This is a genomic window from Kribbella sp. NPDC051718 (assembly GCF_040681515.1).
Classification (GTDB): Bacteria; Actinomycetota; Actinomycetes; order Propionibacteriales; family Kribbellaceae; genus Kribbella.
Genome location: NZ_JBFAYZ010000022.1, coordinates 1 through 16,911, shown reverse-complemented (window position 1 = coordinate 16,911; position 16,911 = coordinate 1). Strand labels below are relative to the sequence as shown.

Below are 16,911 nucleotides of genomic sequence, written 5' to 3'. Positions count from 1 at the left end.
CGATGAAAAGACCAGCGATCGGCGCCGTCGTGGCCGGCTCCGCCCTACTACTCAGCGGTCTGTCGGCAGGAGCCCAGGCCGTCGAGTTGTCCCCCGCGCAAACCACCGGCAAGACCACCAAGGCGAGCGTGTGGGTCACCACCCCCGACCGCGCCGAGCTGCTGCACCATCGCCCGGACGTCGCGTTCGCCAAGGGCCAGAGCACGCAGACGACCATCACGGTCGACCCGGCGACGAAGTACCAGACGATGGATGGTTTCGGCGCCTCGATCACCGACTCGTCGGCGGCGGTGCTCTACCGGCTGACCCCGGCCGTCCGCGACCAGACGATGCGCTCGCTGTTCGACCGCGACCAGGGCATCGGTGTGAGCTTCCTGCGCCAGGTGGTCGGCTCGTCCGACTTCACCGCGGCGCCACAGCACTACACCTACGACGACGTACCGGCCGGGCAGACCGACTTCCCGCTGCGGCACTTCAGCATCGCGCACGACCAGGCGCAGATCCTGCCGCTGCTGCGCCGGGCCAAGCAGCTCAACCCGTCGCTCAAGGTGATGGCCACCCCGTGGAGTCCGCCGGCCTGGATGAAGACCGGCGACTCACTGGTCGGTGGCCGGCTCAAGGACGACCCCGCGGTCTACAACGCCTACGCGCGCTATCTGGTGAAGTTCGTGAAGGCGTACGAGGCGGCCGGCGTCCCGGTGGACTTCATCTCGATCCAGAACGAGCCGCAGAACCGCAAGCCCAGCGGCTACCCCGGCACGGACATGCCGGTCCGCCAGGAAGCTGCAGTGATCGAGCAACTCGGCCCGCTGCTGCGTGCGTACAGCCCGCGGACCAAGATCCTCGGCTACGACCACAACTGGACGACCCACCCGGGCGACGTCGACAGCACCCCGCCCGGTGAGGATCCGGAGACCGACTACCCGTACCAGTTGCTCGACAGCCCGGCTGGCAAGTGGCTCGCCGGTACGGCGTACCACTGCTACTCCGGGAACCCGAGCAACCAGAGCAACCTGCAGAAGGCCTTCCCGGACAAGGGCATCTGGTTCACCGAGTGCTCCGGCTCGCACGGCGCCAATGACACGCCACCGCAGATCTTCCGCGGCACGCTGACCTGGCACGCCCGCACGCTGATGCTCGGTACGACCCGCAACTGGGCCAAGTCGGTCGTCAACTGGAACATCGCGCTGGACGACAAGGGCGGCCCCTACAACGGTGGTTGTACGACCTGCACCGGACTCGTCACCGTGCAGCCGGACGGCAGCGTCACCACCGACGCGGAGTACTACACGATCGGCCACCTGTCGAAGTTCGTCCGCACCGGCGCAGTGCGGATCGCCAGTACTTCGTATGGCACGACCGGGTGGAACGGGCAGCTCATGTCGTCGGCCTTCCGCAACCCGGACGGCTCGACCGCCCTGGTCGTACACAACGAGAACGACGACCCGCGGACCTTCGCTGTCGCGGTCGGCGACGAGTCCTTCGAGTACACGCTGCCGGGTGGCGCGATCGGTACCTTCGTCTGGCAGCGTTCGCCCAAGTCACTGACTCCGGTGTCACTGGCGGGCGCGACGGCTAGCGCAGTACCGGCTGCTGATGCGGCGCTGGCGTTCGACGCCGACGGCTCCACTGTGTGGCAGTCGAAGGCGGCGCAGGCTGCCGGGCAGTACGTGCAGGTGGATCTCGGTACGGCGAAGCAGTTCCGCCGGGTAGCGATCGACAGCGGCGGCAACATCGGCGACTTCGCTGCCGCGTGGCAGGTGTCGACGAGCTTCGATGGCACCACCTGGCGTCCCCTGGCGTCAGGCACCAGCGCTGGCCAGCTCACCAACGTCGACGTGAAGCAGACGCGGGCTCGCTACGTACGGATCACCAACACCGGCGCCAGCGACCACTGGTGGTCGCTCGCGGACGTCAGGCTCTACAACTGAGCTTCGATCCACAGCGCAACAGCGCCGGCTTTCTGGTTGTCCCGGGCAATGACCTGGAGACCAACCGGAAGGCCGGCGGTCTTCAGCGGCACGGTGATGGCGGCGACGTCGACGATGTTGGCCAAGCGGATGTGCCGCATCAGGGTTGCGCGGACGTCCGCAGCATCAAGCAGCGGAGCCACGATGGGCACGGTTGGCAGGACTACCGCGTCGACTTGATCCAGTACCTCGGACACCTGCCTGGCCAGCTCGACTGCAGTTGCCCGGGCCTGGACGTAACGCCAGGCCGGTACCTCCGCGGCTTCCCGCAGGCGCTGCTGGACATCGGGTTGGTACAGCTCGGTCGACCTGCCGACGTGGTTCGCCACTGCCTCGGGGCCTTGCAGATCTACGCCTGTTCGCAGCGTCGTGCTCCAATCAGGCAACTCGACCTCGACTGTCGGCAGCGTCACGAGTTCCCAGGCAGCGCTGACCTCCACGTCGTAGTCCCGGTACTCCGGGTTGGTGGGCACCCCAAGCCGCGGTGTGCTGATGTCGGCCGGCGGGTCGGTCTCGGAGAGCACTACATTCGCGTAGACCGCGTCGGCGACGGTCGTGGTCAGCACGCCAACCACATCAAGGCTCTGGGAGAGCGGCCACACCCCGTCGATCGGCAGGCTCCCCTTGGTCGGCTTGAACCCAACGACCCCGCACAGCGCCGCCGGCGTCCGCACCGAGCCGGCCGTGTCGGTGCCGATCGCCAATGGCACGACCCCGGCCGCTACTGCTGCAGCTGCGCCCGAGCTGGAGCCGCCGGTCATCCGCGTGACGTCGTGCGGGTTGAGGCACGGCCCTGTCCGGTTCGACGTACCGGTGCAGCCGTAGGCGAACTCGTGCGAGTGGCTGAGCCCGATGACGACCGCACCGGCCGCGCGCAACCGGCGTACGACACCAGCATCTTTGGTGGCGGGCGCATCTAGAGAGGCCGAGCCGCAGCGGTAGGGCAGGCCCTCGACCTCGATGATCTCCTTGACCAGCACGGGGATACCGGCGAGCGCCCCGGTCCGACTGTGGGTCGCGGCCGTCGCACGAGCGCCCTCGACGTCCAGGTGGACCACTGCGTTGAGCCGCGCTGAATCAGTTGCTCGCTGCAGCGCGGCCTCGACCAGGTCGACTGGGTCTAGTTCGCCAGCGCGGACAGCGGCTGCCGTGGCTTCCAGTGAGGGCACTGGCCCATCAGATCACCTCTACTGTCGAGCTGCCTCGCGCAGTACGGACCTGGTAGCTGGTGCTGACGCCGGCATTCGCGTGCAGCTTGTCCACGGCCCGGTAGGAGAGCTTGGCGTCGTCCTGGGTGACCTCGAGTACGCCGTACCCGTGCTGCCGCATGTCGACCTGCTTCAGGTGCGGGTTGTACTGCAGCCGCTTCTGCTCCTCCGCCTTCGCCCCGGCCACGCCCTTCGTGTCGCCGGTATTGGTCGAGGACACGGACGGTACGACGAACTCGACCCCGGCCCGCCGCGTACCGCCGGGGTTGCCCGGCGTACCGGGTGCGAACCCCGTATCCCACAGCTCGCCGGAGAAGGTGTCGTGGTCGTCACCGGTCACCACGACCAGGTCGGAGACCCGCTCGGCTGCGAGCGACAGCAGTTCGGTGCGCTCGGCGCCGTACCCGTCCCAGGTGTCCATGAACGCGCGCTCGCCGGCCGCGCCGGTGACCATGCCCATCATCATGTTCGGGTTGGCGAGCACCTTCCAGCGGGCGCCCGACGACCGCAGTCCGTCCTCGAGCCATGCCTTCTGCGCCGGACCGAGCATGCTGCGACCGGGTGCGTCGGCGGCCGCGCAGACAATGCTGCCGCCGTCGTCGCAGGGCTGGTCGTCCTTGTACTGACGGTTGTCGATGGCGAACAGCTCGACCGTCCGGCCGAGCTTGAGCGAGCGGTAGGTGCGGGTCATGTCGTCGGCGTACCGAGGTACCGGCATCCGCTCGAACCACGCGTGCCAGGCGGCGCTCTTCTTCTCCTGGAAGAACAGCTCGGGCAGCGTCCAGTTGTCCTTGCTGTAGTTGTTGCGGAACTCGTGGTCGTCCCACAGCGGCAGGAACGCGTGCTGCGCGTGCATCGCCTTGAGATCCGGATCGCTGCGATAGAGCGTGTACTTCGCTCGCATGCTCGGCAGGATCTGGGGATAGAGGTTGAGATCGATGCCGCGGACTCCGGGGACGGTGGCCTCGTAGACGTAGTCGCCGAGGCAGACGACGAGGTCGAGATCCTCGGCAGCGAGGTGGCGGTGCGTCGCGTAGTACCCCTCGGTGAAGCCCTGGCAGGTGAAGAAGCCGATCCGGACCGGCTGGTTGGAGTCGGCCGGGCGCAGGGTCTGGAAGCGGCCGACCGGGCTGACGGTGTCCTTGCCGCGGAACTGGTAGAAGTACTCCGCGCCCGCAGCGAGACCGTTCGCCTGGAAGTGGACACAGCCGTCCCACTGCTTCTCCGCGATCACCGTGTCGACGATCTCCGGCTGACTCAGGTCGCGCTGCTTCGACACCACGATCGCCAGCTCGGCGTCGCCGTCGAAGAGCCCGCGCGGCACCCGGGTCCACAGCGTCGCGCCGTCGGTGCGTGGGACGCCGGCCATGATCCCCTCCGGGAACGTGGCGCCGCGGACCAGCGTCGGCGAGGCGTCGGCTGCGGTGCGGAGGGTCGGCGTACCGGTGCTCCAGGCGGTGGCCGGAGCTGCTGCGGTGACACCGGCGACGCCCAAGGCGCCGAGGACGGTCCTGCGGGTGAGGTCAGCCATGCAGAAAATACTGAGAGGTAATGATGAATCTGGGAAGACCTCAGCGCGACCGATCGGTGACACCCTGTCGACCTCACTGCCGGTCCGGCGGGCAGTGAGGAAAGCGAAACAGCAGCGTCACGCCTGATTGCTAGCGTCGGCCCATGGAGCTGATGGAGGGCGTCGAGCTACGCCACGCCGACCGGACCGATCCAGCCGTCCTCGCGCTCGCCACCGCGCAACAGACCGAGCTGGCTGCCCTCTACGGCGAAGACCAGCCCCTCGTCGCCCTGCATCCCGACATCGAGTTCATCCTGCTCACCCTCGACGACACCCCAGTCGGCTGCGTCGGCCTGCAACCGATCACCCCCGGCCTCGGCGAGATCAAGCGCATGTACGTCGAACCAACCTCCCGCGGCTGGGGCCTCTCCCGCCTCCTGCTGGCCGAGATCGAGTCCCACGCCCGCACCCGGGGCCTGACCACCCTCCGCCTGGAGACCGGCACCAAACAACTCGAGGCCATCGCCCTCTACACCCACCACGGCTATGACGAGACTCCGCGCTACCCACCCTTCGAAAACGAAGCAGTCTCCCGCTGCTTCGCCAAGCACCTGGACTAGTCGGGCAGGTCCAGGACCAGTTGGTCGCCTTCTGGGTGGAAGCCCAGGTTTTTGAGGTAGCCGTCGCTGGCGTTCATGCGGGGTGGGGCGAGGACCTGATGGAAGCCGTGGTCGGTGAAGACGTCGCTGCGGCGGTAGACGAACTCGCCGGGGGTGAAGTCGCGGTACTCGGGGAGGACGTAGTCGAGGTCGATCTGGGCGCGGCCGGAGCCGGCGTCGTGGGCGAGCACCACGCCGACGGTGCGTTCGCCGCGCTGGACCAGGAAGGCGTACGGGCTGGCCGCCTGGGCGAAGCCGGGGTTGAACTTGGAGATGTCCTTCTGGTGCGCGGTCAGCACGTGGCCGAGGTAGGAGTCGGTGCTGTTCACCTCGAGGACGGCGTACTCCAGGTCGTCGTGCCGGTGCCGGAGCAGCCGCCAGAGATGGACGAGGTTGATCACGGCGAGGACGGCGTTCATGCCGACCATCGGCCAGACCGGGATGGCGAGGTTGAAGCCGACCAGGATGACGCAGCCGATCAGGTTCAGCACACGCAGTCGCAGGATCCGGGTCTGCAGCAGCGAGACGACGACGAGCGCCGATCCGCCCCACCCGACAATGCTCATGAGGTCCACGCCGTGAGACTAGACCAGCTCGGGCGGTGGACTGGTGACCGCAGACTGGGCTTGTGACCCACCTCGTACAGCTGAACGACGCACCGCTCACCCTCGACGACCCAGCGTTGCTGAGCGCAACCAGCTACGGCCACTTCACCTCGATGCAGGTCCGCGACGGCAAGGTCCGCGGCCTCGATCTGCACCTGGAGCGGCTGGACCGCAGCTCGCTGGAACTCTTCGGCCACGGCGTCGCCGCCGACCGCGTCCTGAGCTACCTCCGTACTGCGCTCGCAAGCTCGCCGTCAGGCAATCTCTCGATCCGCATCAACGCCTTCACCCGGGACCGTGCCTTCATCGACGGCACCCCGGTCGAGCCCGACCTGCTGCTGACCTTGACCGACCCCATCGAGCCCGCGTCCGAGCCACCACACCTGCTCGCCGTCGAGCACGAACGGACCGCGCCGCACCTCAAGCACACCGGCACCTTCTCGCTGACCCACCAGATCCGCCGGGCGCGCGTGGCCGGCTACGACGACGCCGTCTTCTACGACCGTCGAGGCCACATCTCGGAGGCGTCCATCTGGAACATCTGCTTCGCCACCGAGGACCGGATCGTCTGGCCGGCCGCCGACGTGCTGCCCGGCATCACCATGCTCACTCTCCAGGCAGCCCTCGATGTTGCACGTGAAACTGTCGACATTCCGCTGACCGCCCTCGGCGACTACCGGGCCGCGTACCTGACCAACTCGATCGACCCCGCCCTCCCGGTCGCCTCCATCACGACCGCCGGCGGCACAACGCAGTACAAGCCGGACCCCGACTCGGCACGGCTGATCGCCGAGGCCTACCTCAGGATCCCGTGGCAGACGATCTAGACGCCGGGCAGCAGGCCGGTCACTCTGACGGGTATGAGCGATGGTTTCCGCGTGCCGAGCATCGCTGAGCTGAAGGCCTGGGCCGTCGGTATCGGAGGTGACCTGCCGGAAGAGGACGCCGCTCGCCTGCAATGGGACCTCAAGGTGTCGGTGCAACTGTTCACCAAGTCGGCGCTGGCGTCCGCAGTCATCGCCCTGGCGGGAATCGCGGCGACGAGTTTGATCGGTCGCAGCACTCCCACGGCTTTCTGGCCGGTCTACGCGGTGATCGTCTCCGTCTCGCTGGCGCTCATCTACTCGCACCGCGCCCTGGTTGGCACGCTCTGGCCGAGGATGGCCGCGGAGTACTACCTCGTCGCCACGATCGACCGGCTGCGCGCCGGCCCACGCTTCGACAAGTCCGACGCTGGCTACCTCCGGATCATCCTGCCCAGCTTGGAAGAGAGCCTGCTGCGGAACTCGATGATCGGAACTCTGGCCGGCAGCCGTGCCGCCCGGCAACGGTTGCGGTCGACCTTGCTGCTCGTCATCCAGGACATCGGGGAGGCCGAGCTGGTCCTCGCCGATCACACCCGGACCGACCGCGGGAAGACGGCTATCCTTCTGCGCGATCAGTTGGGTGGCTTACTACTGGCGATCCACCTCGGCCGGATCCCCTGTCTGCGCGACACGACCCAGGCCACCCCGGCGCCGGTGAGCTCCGATGACGCTGGGCCGGTCGCCACGAGTTGGCGTGCGCAGGTGGCCGAGAAGGTGGCTTCGAAAGGCCTCGAGATGGTGTTCGGAGCGTTCGTCGCGGTGCTGCCGCTCGTCCTCGGACGGACCAGCTGACCGTCAGGGCCGAGAGTTCCACCAGCTGAGGAGCTTCTCCTTGGCGACCTCTTCGCCGAGTGGGCCCTCGTCCATCCGGAGTTCCATCAGGAACTTGTACGCCTCGCCGACCTCGCGGCCGGAGCCGATGCCGAGCAGTTGCATGATCTGGTTGCCGTCGAGGTCGGGGCGGATGGAGTCGAGCTCCTCCTGCTCCTGCAGGCGCTCGATCCGCTTCTCCAGGTCGTCGTACGCCGTCCGCAGCGCCTCGGCCTTGCGCCGGTTGCGGGTGGTGGAGTCGGCCCGGGTCAGCACGTGCAGGCGGCTGAGCAGGTCGCCGGCGTCGCGGACGTACCGGCGTACGGCGGAATCGGTCCACTCGCCGGTGCCGTAGCCGTGGAAGCGCAGGTGCAGCTCGACCAGCTTGCCGACCTGGTCGATCTGCTCGTTGCTGAACCGCAGCGCCTTCATCCGCTTCTTCGCCAGCTTCGCGCCGACCACGTCGTGGTGGTGGAACGTCACCTTGTTCCCGTCCTCGAACCGGCGGGTCTTCGGCTTGCCGATGTCGTGGATCAGCGCGGCGAACCGGACCACGAAGTCGGGCAGCTCGACGCCGAGCCGGGGCTCCAGGTCGATCGCCTGCTCGAGCACGGTCAGCGAGTGCTCGTACACATCCTTGTGCCGGTGGTGCTCGTCCAGTTCCAGCCGGAGCGCGGGCAGCTCGGGCAGGACGTGGTCGGCGAGCCCGGTCGAGACCAGCAGGTCGAGACCGATCCGCGGGTACGGCGCGCAGACCAGCTTGATCAGCTCGTCGCGCACGCGCTCGGCCGAGACGATCGTGATCCGCTCGGCCATCTCCGTCATCGCGGCCACCACGGCCGGATCGGGCGTGAAGCCTAGCTGAGCGGCGAACCGGGCCGCGCGCATCATTCGGAGCGGGTCGTCGGAGAACGAGTCGTGGGGCGAGCCCGGGGTGCGGATCACCTTGTTGGCGACGTCCTCGATCCCGCCGTACAGGTCGACGAACTGGTGTGACGGGAGCATCACCGCCATCGCGTTCATCGCGAAGTCGCGGCGGGCCAGGTCGCCCTGCAGGCTGTCGCCGTAGGCAACCTCCGGTTTGCGCGAGGTGGGATCGTAGGACTCCGACCGGTAGGTCGTGATCTCCAGAACCCAGTCGTCCTTCTGACAACCGATGGTGCCGAACGCCTTGCCGATGTCCCAGACGTGGTCCGCCCAGCCGGCCAGCAACCGCTCCACCGCGTCCGGCCGGGCCGACGTGGCGAAGTCGAGATCCTTGCTCCCGCGACCGAGCAGAATGTCCCGGACAGGACCTCCGACCAGGGCGATCTCATGGCCGGCGGCGGCGAACCGGGCACCCAGCTCGTCGACCACCGGAGCGATCTTCAGCAACGACTGGACACCTTGCCGCTGTACCGCGGACAACGATCCGGCAGAGGCTGAGCGGTCGGGAGTAATGGACACGGGAGACTAGGTTACGGTGACGGCGTGTTCAGACGGCGACTGAGGCTCTCCGCGGCGGCGGGCGCGAGCCTGCTGATCGCTGCGTCGGCCGCCGCGCTGGCCCCGACGCAGGCAGCCGCGACCGCGGCCGAAGACAACCCGATGGTCGATGTCACCATCGATTCGTTCAGCCCGTCGACCCCTGCCCCCGGCCAGCCGGTCACCATCACGGGCCGGGTCACGAACACCAGCCAGACCACCTTCGAGGGTTCCCAGGCGACGGCCTGCATCGAGCGCGACCGGCTGTCGACGGCCGCCGAGGTCGCGGCAATTCCGACCGAGGCGGACGTCCCGGTCAAGGATCGCAACGACTGCTCCGGCCTGACCAACCCCGAGGCATCAACCTTCCAGGAGTTCGAAGCCCCGCTGGCCCCCAAGGACTCGGTCTCGTTCAAGCTGGTGGTGCCGTGGAGCGAGTGGAAGATCTCCGGCGAGCCCGGCGTCTACTCGGTCGGCGTCCGATTCCGCGGCAACGTCAGCAAGACGGACCGGACCACCGCGGGGCTGACCCGGATCCTGATGCCGGTGATCGGCAAGACGCCACTGCCCGGCCGGGTGAACGCCGCCGTGGTGCTGCCGTTGACGCATCGGCCGACGTTGCTCTCCGAACACCTGTTCGCGAACGATTCGCTGGCCGAGGCGATGGCGCCGGCCGGCCAGCTCGGCCGGCTGCTCGCGCTCGGCCAGAAGCGGCTGGTCACCTGGCTGGTCGATCCGGCGATGATCGACGAAGCCCGCACGATCGCCGAGTCCGACAGCTACAAGGTCGCGAGCGGACCCGGCCAGACGAAGGCCGGTACCGGCCGCGCGGTCGTCAAGGCGTGGTTGGAAGCCTTCGACAAGAGCCGCAACGTCAATCCCACGGTCCTGCTCCCGTACGGCGATCCCGACATCGCGAGCCTCGCCGCCGCCGGTGATGCGGCCAACAAGATCATCAGCAGCGCACGGTCCGCCAGCGAGCGGTACAACCTGCGGATGCCGCTGTCCGAGCAGGGCAACCCGTCCGGCCTCTGGCTCGGGGACGGCCAGGTCGACTCCAAGACGCTGGCCGCCGGTTCCTTCGGGTTCGCCGCGCAGCGCGACGACGACGTGAACATCCTACCGAGCTCGGCCTGGACCGCCGGCGAGCGGCCGAAGCTGCAGCCCAGCCCGGTGTACAAGGTGGTGACCCCGGAGGCGCCGGCCCCGAAGTACGTCAAGGCAGTGATCGCCGACTCCGCCCTGCTGGCCGGCGGTCCCGATCCGGCGAGCGCGAAGCAGCCACTCCAGCTGCAGCAGCGGTTCGCGGCCGAGACCTCGCTGCTCGCCGGTAAAGCCGGGACTTCGACAGTCGTCGTCGTACCGCCCCGCGGCTGGGACAACGACGGCCTGTCGACCGCTGCCGTCCTGCAGACGATGTCCACCTCCCCGTGGATCACGCCGGTGGGGATCAACCAGGTCACCAGCCTCGCGGCCGCGCAGACGAAGGCCCCCGCCGCACCTGCCGACACCTCCGGCCTCGGCGGTGGGCAACTGGACAAGATCCAGGACCTGAGCAACACGACCGGGACGTACGAGTCGCTGCTGTCGGACCCCGCGGCCCAGACCCCGTTGAGCATGACCCAGGGACTGCTCCGGTCGGCCTCGCTCGAGTGGAGCGGCGTCCCGAACGAGGCGCAACGCTTCGTCAACTACCAGCGCAACGCGGTCGCCGGGCAGCTGAAGAAGGTCCATCTGGTCACCAACCGGAACAAGGGCCAGCACGAGGGCATCAAGGTCAACCTCTCCGGCAGCAAGGGCAGTTTCCCGCTGACCGTCGAGAACGGGCTGGACGTGACGATCCGGGTCGGCCTGAAGGTCAGCTCGACCGGGAACCGCAACGACCTGAAGATCGAGCGGCTGCACACGCTGCTGCTGCCGGCCGGCCAGAAGGGCACCTTCCAGGTCAAGGCGAGTGCCGAGCAGAACGGCGTCATCAACGCGACGGCCCAGTTGATCACCGACGACAAGCAGCCGGTCGGCGACTCGCAGCCGCTGGTGATCCAGGCGGCGCAGTACGGCAGCGTCGGCTGGATCCTGGTCGGCGCCGCGGTCGCACTGCTGTTCGGTACGTCGATCGTCCGGATCTACCGCCGGGTGCGCTCGGAACGCCGCAACCCGACGCCGAAGCCAGAAGCCGACGCGCTGCACCCGGAGCCGCTGCCGCTCGAGGACCTCGGCCAGGACGACCCGGCCGGCCCGAACGGCGTGGCCCACCCTGAAGTTCCAGCACCGCTCGTCCCCGGGCAGAGCGATCTCGAAAGCCTGAAAGAAGGAGTCGGAACGAAGGATGGCTGACCGCACCCTGCGCTCCGCGGCGGTGATGGCAGCCGGAACGGTGCTGTCCCGCCTGCTCGGATTCGTCCGGATCGCCCTGCTCGCCGCCGCCATCGGCACCGCGTTGCGCGGCGACATCTTCACCGCCGCCAACACGATCCCGAACAGTCTGTACATCCTGCTGGCCGGCGGCATCTTCAACACCGTCCTGGTGCCGCAACTGGTCCGCGCGATCAAGAACCACGACGACGGCGGCCAGGACTTCACCAACCGGCTGCTGACCTTCGGCTTCCTGGTGCTGGCCGTGGTCACCGTAGCCTGTGTGGTGCTGGCGCCGCAGATCTCCGAGCTCTACCTGCCGAAGGAGCTGCACGACCCGTCGCGGATGGCCGAGAAGAACTCGATGATCATGTTCGCCCGGCTCTGCCTGCCGCAGATCTTCTTCTACGGCGCGTTCGTCCTGGTCGGCCAGGTGCTGAACGCCCGGCGCCGGTTCGGCCCGATGATGTGGGCGCCGATCGCGAACAACGTCGTCGCCTGCGCCTCGATCGTGATCTTCCTGCTGATCTACCGGGCCGGGGACACTCCGCCGACCTTCAGCCACGGCGAAGAGCTGCTGCTCGGCCTCGGCCACACCCTCGGGATCGCGGTGCAGTTGCTCGTGCTGCTGCCGTACCTGAAGGCCAGCGGCCACACCTACGTGCCCAAGTTCGGGCTGCGCGGCACAGGGCTCGGGCAGACCGCGAAGCTCGGCATCTGGACCGTGCTGTTCGTCGCGGTGAACCAGGTGACCCTGGTGGTCGTCACCAAGCTGGCGATCGCCGGTAGCGCCTCGACCGACCCCGGCGCCAAGGCCGGTCTGTTCGCCTACAGCACCGCCATGCTGATCATCCTGGTCCCGCACGGCATCGTCACCGTCTCGCTGGCCACGGCCGCGCTGCCGCAGATGTCGGCGCTGGCCGCTGCCGGAGATGTCACCGAGGTGGCCCAGTTGTCGGCCCGGTCGATCCGCCAGACGCTGGCGATCGTCGTACCAGCGGCCGCGGCGATGATCGCCTTCGCCTACCCGATCGTCACGGTGATCGCCGGTTACGGGTCCGGTAAGAACAACCTGCAGCTGATGGCGTACACGCTGATGACGCTCGCGCTGGGGATCGTGCCGTTCACGGTCCAGTACTTCCAGCTGCGCACGTTCTACGCGTTCGAGGACACCCGGACGCCGTTCTTCATGCAGTGCGCGATCGCCGCGACCAACATCGCTGCCGCGCTGATCGGCGTACGGGTGCTGCTGGACGAGGAGCACCTGCGGTTCAGTGGCGTGGTGCTCGGTGCGGCGTACGCGCTGGCGTACACGGTCGCCGTCCTGATGTCCCGCCGGGTGCTCCGCCGACGGGTGCCTCGGGTGGCCGGCTCGGGCATCGGGCTGCCGCTGCTCGCGATGGTGATCGCCGCCGTCGCCGGTGCGGGCATCGGCCGCGGGGTGCTGACCGTTTTCGACTCCGCCGTCGACTGGACCGGTCCGCTCGCGGCGGTCGTCCAGCTCGCGGTCGGAGGCGTCGTGATGCTCCCGGTGTACGTCGGTGTGGCGCGGGTACTCCGTATCCATGAGGTCACCGACGTGGTGGCCGCGGTCACATCGAAGCTCCCCGGCCGCTCCCGTAGGTCCTGATCCGGCCGCTTGTGCACTCGTGCACCACTTGTCCGGTCAGCGGGGCACTAGCATGGGGGCTGCGATCGGACCGCCAACCGTTCGCACCTGCCTGGATCAGCCGAATTCGGCCGCCGACCGGATCCAGGGCGGAGACGCAGGACGACCAGTGCATCGAGGAGGGCGAGAGACACCGTGTCGAACCAGACCGTCAGTCCTGGTGCCCTGCTCGCCGGCCGGTACCGGATCGCCGAGTTGCTCGCGGAGATCGACGGTGCGCGGGTGTGGCGAGCAGTGGACGAGGTGCTCAGCCGGGCAGTGGTCGTAGACGTCCTGCCGGTTGGCGACCCGAGGACCAACCAACTCTTCGACGCGGCCCGGCGCGCCGCGGCGGCAGCCGACCCCCGGTTCCTGCGGGTGCTCGACTGCGACATGCACGAAGGCGTGACCTACTGCGTCCGTGAGTGGGCTGGTGGCCGGCCCCTCGAGCGGATGCTCAGCGCTGGCCCGCTGACCGGCCAGCAGGCCGGCTGGCTGGCCCGCGAGGTCTCCGAGGCACTGGAGAACCTGCACCGCACCGGCCACTCGCACGGCTCGATCAGCCCCTCCACCGTCGTCGTGACCGATGCCGGAGCCATCAAGGTCGTCGGCCTGGCCACTGAGGCCGCCCTCCGCTCCACCGGCCCTGGTTCCCCGGAGGAGGACGTCCGCGCGCTCGGAGAGCTGCTGTATGCCTCCCTGACCGGTCGCTGGCCCGGCCCGGCTCCCGCCTGGGGTCTCCAGCCGGCTCCGGTCGAGCACGGCCGGCTGCTGAGCCCGCGCCAGGTGCGCGCCGGCGTACCGCGCTCGCTGGACGACATCTCGGATCGGTTGCTCGGTGACCCGCCCCGGCACCACTCCGTCGCGATCACCAGCGCGGCCGGCCTGTCCGCTGCGCTGTCCGGGGTCATCGGCAGCTCGCACGAACCGCCGAGCCAGATGGACGAGACGGTCGCGGTCGCCCGGCAGAACGGCAGCGTCGACGACGCCACCCAGGTCGCGCCCGCGCTCCAGGCTCCCCCTGCGCTCGACCCGACGCCGCAGATCCCCGAGTACCAGCAGAGCGCCTACGCCGAGAACAACGGCCGCGTCCCCGCTCAGCCTGCCTACGCCACAGCGGCGGAGACCCGGCCGGTACGCCGCCAAGCCCCGCCCCCGCAGAACGGTGGCCGCCGTAAAGCCCCGGCCGACGAGCCGAAGCAGCGCGGCAGCTGGGGTGGCCGGATCCTGATCCTGCTCGCCATCCTGGCGCTGCTGTCCGTGGTCGCGATGGCGCAGTTCCTGGTCAAGGGCGCGATCAACAAGGACCAGGGCAACGACAGCAAGACCAACCCGCCGCCGGCGGCCAGCTCGGCACCCCCGTCGGCGTCCGGCGCTCCGGTGAAGATCGCCGGCGCCAAGGACTTCGACCCGCCGCCGGACGGCAGCGGCTCGGAGCACCCCGAGGACGTCCCCAACACCTACGACGGCAAGCTCAGCACGACCTGGACGACCCAGTCGTACAAGCGCAAGCCGGAGCTCGGTGGCACCAAGGACGGCGTCGGCATCATCTACGACCTCGGCGCGCTCACCGACGTCGCCAAGGTGACGGTCAGCCTGGTCGGCGACGACACCAGCCTCTCGCTGATGGTGCCGAAGGCCGACCCGAGTACCTCCCCGGACGCCGCCAGCGGCTGGAAGCCGGTCGCGACGCTCAAGGACCAGGGCGCGCAAGCGGTCCTGACGCCGGCCGCGCCGGTCAAGACCCGCTATGTGCTGGTCTGGCTGACCAAGCTTCCGAAGGAGTCCGAGGGCAACGGATACCGCGGCGAGATCGCGGAGGTCTCGGTCCAGAAATGACCTCCCTGGATTCGACCCCCACCCCACCGCCCCGGTCTGACATCAGCCGAATAGGTCCGCCAGACGCAGCGGTCGCTGCGCCGCCGGCCGGTTACGACACGATGGACGACCACGAGCTGCTCCGGCTGCACGTGGCCGGCAACCCGGACACCTTCGGCATCCTGGTCAAGCGGCACCGCGACCGGATGTGGGCGGTCGCGATCCGCACCCTCGGCGAGCCCGAGGAGGCGGCCGACGCGCTGCAGGAGGCGTTCATCTCGGCGTTCCGCCGAGCCGACTCGTTCCGCGGCGACGCCAAGGTGACCACCTGGCTGCACCGGATCGTGGTGAACGCCTGCCTGGACCGGATCCGTCGTCGCCAGGTCCGGCAGGCCGATCCACTGCCGGAGGACGAGGACCGCGCGGCCGAGCTCGCCGGGCCGGTCGAGGAGGACGCGGCGGAGGTCCGCGAGCGCCGTCTCGACGTACTCAATGCTTTGAAGCAGATCAACGTCGACCAGCGCAGCGCGCTCGTCCTGGTCGACATGGAGGGCTACTCGATCGAGGAGGCGGCCGCGATCCTCGGCTGCGCGCCGGGCACGGTGAAGAGCCGATGTGCCCGCGGGCGAGCCCGGTTGCTGCCGTTGCTGCGCCATTGGCAGACCACCCGCGGCGGCTCCGACGTACCGGCGAAGACTGCCGCGGAATCAGTGGGAACCGAATGACCGCCGTCCCCGTCGAAGCAGAGTCGCCACCCTGCGACCCCGTGATCGCCGACCGGAGCACTACACCGATGACCACTCTGCGCACCTCCCGTGAGGAGGCGAGTTCCCGATGACCGAATCCGGTCTGCCGACCAGTGAGCACCTCGAGCACCTGGACACGGACACCATCGCCGACCTGATCGAGAACCTGCTCCCCGCACCCGACGCGCATCGCGCTCGTGAACACGTGAAGGCCTGCCCGGACTGTCAGCAGACGTACGACGCGCTGCTGCAACTGACCGAGGACCTGGCCGACGAGGGCCGCGCCGACATCCCGATGCCGGCCGCCGTGGCCGAGCACCTCGACTCCGTCATCGTCTCCGAGTCCGTACTCCGCGCCTCCACGGTCGGCGTCCACTCGCTGGTCCAGATGCGCGAAGAGCCACGCCGTCATCTCCCGAAGCTTGTGCTTGCCGCGGCCGGCGTGCTCGCGATCGCGGGGATCGGCGTCGGCGTCGCACTCGGCACCGCCGGCCACGGCAACGAGGGCGCTGCCGGGATCAACCCGACCGTGCCGATCGACTCGATCCCGTCGCTGTCGACCGACCAGGTCGGACCGAACGTTCAGCGCTGGCTCGAGAACGCCAACGGCCCGCTGCTGCACGCCGCCCCGACCGAGGTCGACTGCGCCCGGAGCTTCGCGGCCGGCCGGTCGAATCCGGACCTGCGGCTGGTCCAGCAGGCCAAGGTCGACGGCAAGCGGGCGACGGTGATCGGTGTCCAGGGCAGTTCGCCGAGCGACATCCAGATCACCGTGGTCACCGGATGTAACAACCCCGGTGGCGTCGCCACGCCGGTTTACGAGACCACGGTGACGTTGCGCAACCGTTGATTCCACGCGGTGAGCCGATTGGGTAGCGGCTCACATCGGTGGGTACCGTGGGAATGGTCGGCCTCTAGGATCCGTTGAGTACGACGTACCATCCCGTCTCGACGACACCGAGGAACGCCTGAATGAGCGAGGCAGAAGTCCGCAACGTCATCATCATCGGTTCCGGCCCAGCCGGTTACACGGCCGCCGTCTACGCCGCGCGCGCCCAGCTGGCGCCGCTGGTCTTCGAAGGCTCCGTCACGGCCGGTGGCGCGTTGATGACCACCACCGAGGTGGAGAACTACCCGGGCTTCTCCCAGGGCATCATGGGCCCGGCGCTGATGGACGAGATGCGCACCCAGGCCGAGCGCTTCGGCGCCGAACTGGTCGCCGACGACATCGTCGCCGTCGACCTGACCGGTG

The 16,911-nt window shown here is 68.7% G+C and carries 14 protein-coding genes; 10 read left to right on the top strand and 4 right to left on the bottom strand.

What is annotated here, in order from left to right:
- The first annotated feature begins 2 nt into the window (after nt 1–2).
- On the top strand, nt 3–1,931 hold the full coding sequence (locus tag AB0M15_RS41190; protein WP_363832658.1) for a glycoside hydrolase family 30 beta sandwich domain-containing protein: 1,929 nt from the start codon (nt 3–5) through the stop codon (nt 1,929–1,931).
- Here the strand turns inward: AB0M15_RS41190 and AB0M15_RS41185 are convergent.
- Nucleotides 1,922–3,139 (bottom strand): amidase, encoded by a 1,218-nt coding sequence (locus AB0M15_RS41185; RefSeq protein WP_363832655.1) that lies wholly within the window; start codon nt 3,137–3,139, stop codon nt 1,922–1,924. The two genes, AB0M15_RS41190 and AB0M15_RS41185, sit on opposite strands and share 10 nt — an antisense overlap.
- A 7-nt stretch (nt 3,140–3,146) precedes the next feature.
- Nucleotides 3,147–4,709, bottom strand: coding sequence for an alkaline phosphatase D family protein (locus AB0M15_RS41180; protein ID WP_363832652.1), 1,563 nt, complete (start codon nt 4,707–4,709; stop codon nt 3,147–3,149).
- A 143-nt stretch (nt 4,710–4,852) separates the two neighbouring features.
- On the opposite strand from AB0M15_RS41180, the gene AB0M15_RS41175 reads away from it, so the two are divergent.
- Complete coding sequence (locus AB0M15_RS41175) at nt 4,853–5,308, top strand: GNAT family N-acetyltransferase (RefSeq protein WP_363832649.1); 456 nt, start codon at nt 4,853–4,855, stop codon at nt 5,306–5,308.
- Here the strand turns inward: AB0M15_RS41175 and AB0M15_RS41170 are convergent.
- A complete protein-coding gene (locus AB0M15_RS41170) occupies nt 5,305–5,913 on the bottom strand; it encodes a hypothetical protein (RefSeq protein ID WP_363832727.1) in 609 nt (202 codons plus the stop codon). The genes AB0M15_RS41175 and AB0M15_RS41170 overlap by 4 nt on opposite strands.
- 62 nt (nt 5,914–5,975) lie before the next feature.
- On the opposite strand from AB0M15_RS41170, the gene AB0M15_RS41165 reads away from it, so the two are divergent.
- Nucleotides 5,976–6,779 carry an aminotransferase class IV gene (locus AB0M15_RS41165; protein WP_363832646.1) on the top strand — a complete coding sequence of 268 codons (804 nt, stop codon included), beginning with the start codon at nt 5,976–5,978 and terminating at the stop codon, nt 6,777–6,779.
- A 33-nt stretch (nt 6,780–6,812) separates the two neighbouring features.
- Nucleotides 6,813–7,610 (top strand): hypothetical protein, encoded by a 798-nt coding sequence (locus tag AB0M15_RS41160; RefSeq protein ID WP_363832643.1) that lies wholly within the window; start codon nt 6,813–6,815, stop codon nt 7,608–7,610.
- 3 nt (nt 7,611–7,613) lie between these two features.
- On the opposite strand, the gene AB0M15_RS41155 is transcribed toward AB0M15_RS41160, so the two are convergent.
- Nucleotides 7,614–9,035, bottom strand: a complete 1,422-nt coding sequence (locus AB0M15_RS41155) for a CCA tRNA nucleotidyltransferase (protein WP_363832725.1) — start codon at nt 9,033–9,035, stop codon at nt 7,614–7,616.
- A 63-nt stretch (nt 9,036–9,098) separates the two neighbouring features.
- On the opposite strand from AB0M15_RS41155, the gene AB0M15_RS41150 reads away from it, so the two are divergent.
- From AB0M15_RS41150 to AB0M15_RS41125, 6 genes are all read left to right on the top strand, one after another.
- Nucleotides 9,099–11,429 carry a DUF6049 family protein gene (locus tag AB0M15_RS41150; RefSeq protein ID WP_363832640.1) on the top strand — a complete coding sequence of 777 codons (2,331 nt, stop codon included), beginning with the start codon at nt 9,099–9,101 and terminating at the stop codon, nt 11,427–11,429.
- Entirely contained in the window at nt 11,422–13,077 is a 1,656-nt protein-coding gene (murJ, locus tag AB0M15_RS41145) for a murein biosynthesis integral membrane protein MurJ (RefSeq protein ID WP_363832637.1), read from the top strand. The genes AB0M15_RS41150 and murJ overlap by 8 nt, the downstream gene beginning before the upstream one ends.
- A 174-nt stretch (nt 13,078–13,251) precedes the next feature.
- The gene (locus tag AB0M15_RS41140; RefSeq protein WP_363832634.1) at nt 13,252–14,934 is read left to right on the top strand and encodes a hypothetical protein; all 1,683 of its coding nucleotides are present in this window, start codon (nt 13,252–13,254) and stop codon (nt 14,932–14,934) included.
- 101 nt (nt 14,935–15,035) lie between these two features.
- Entirely contained in the window at nt 15,036–15,638 is a 603-nt protein-coding gene (gene sigM, locus AB0M15_RS41135; RefSeq protein ID WP_343968000.1) for an RNA polymerase sigma factor SigM, read from the top strand.
- Between the two features lie 109 nt (nt 15,639–15,747).
- The gene (locus AB0M15_RS41130) at nt 15,748–16,509 is read left to right on the top strand and encodes a hypothetical protein (RefSeq protein WP_363832631.1); all 762 of its coding nucleotides are present in this window, start codon (nt 15,748–15,750) and stop codon (nt 16,507–16,509) included.
- Between the two features lie 122 nt (nt 16,510–16,631).
- Nucleotides 16,632–16,911, top strand: a 280-nt coding sequence (locus AB0M15_RS41125; protein WP_363832628.1) for an FAD-dependent oxidoreductase, incomplete at its 3' end; no start/stop codon positions are given.

Coding starts and splice junctions, on each gene's coding strand:
- AB0M15_RS41160 (WP_363832643.1), top strand. CDS start 6,813: ATGAGCGATGGTTTCCGCGTGCCGAGCATCGCTGAGCTGAAGGCCTGG.
- sigM (WP_343968000.1), top strand. CDS start 15,036: ATGGACGACCACGAGCTGCTCCGGCTGCACGTGGCCGGCAACCCGGAC.
- AB0M15_RS41170 (WP_363832727.1), bottom strand. CDS start 5,913: ATGAGCATTGTCGGGTGGGGCGGATCGGCGCTCGTCGTCGTCTCGCTG.
- AB0M15_RS41180 (WP_363832652.1), bottom strand. CDS start 4,709: ATGGCTGACCTCACCCGCAGGACCGTCCTCGGCGCCTTGGGCGTCGCC.
- AB0M15_RS41130 (WP_363832631.1), top strand. CDS start 15,748: ATGACCGAATCCGGTCTGCCGACCAGTGAGCACCTCGAGCACCTGGAC.
- AB0M15_RS41175 (WP_363832649.1), top strand. CDS start 4,853: ATGGAGCTGATGGAGGGCGTCGAGCTACGCCACGCCGACCGGACCGAT.
- murJ (WP_363832637.1), top strand. CDS start 11,422: ATGGCTGACCGCACCCTGCGCTCCGCGGCGGTGATGGCAGCCGGAACG.
- AB0M15_RS41190 (WP_363832658.1), top strand. CDS start 3: ATGAAAAGACCAGCGATCGGCGCCGTCGTGGCCGGCTCCGCCCTACTA.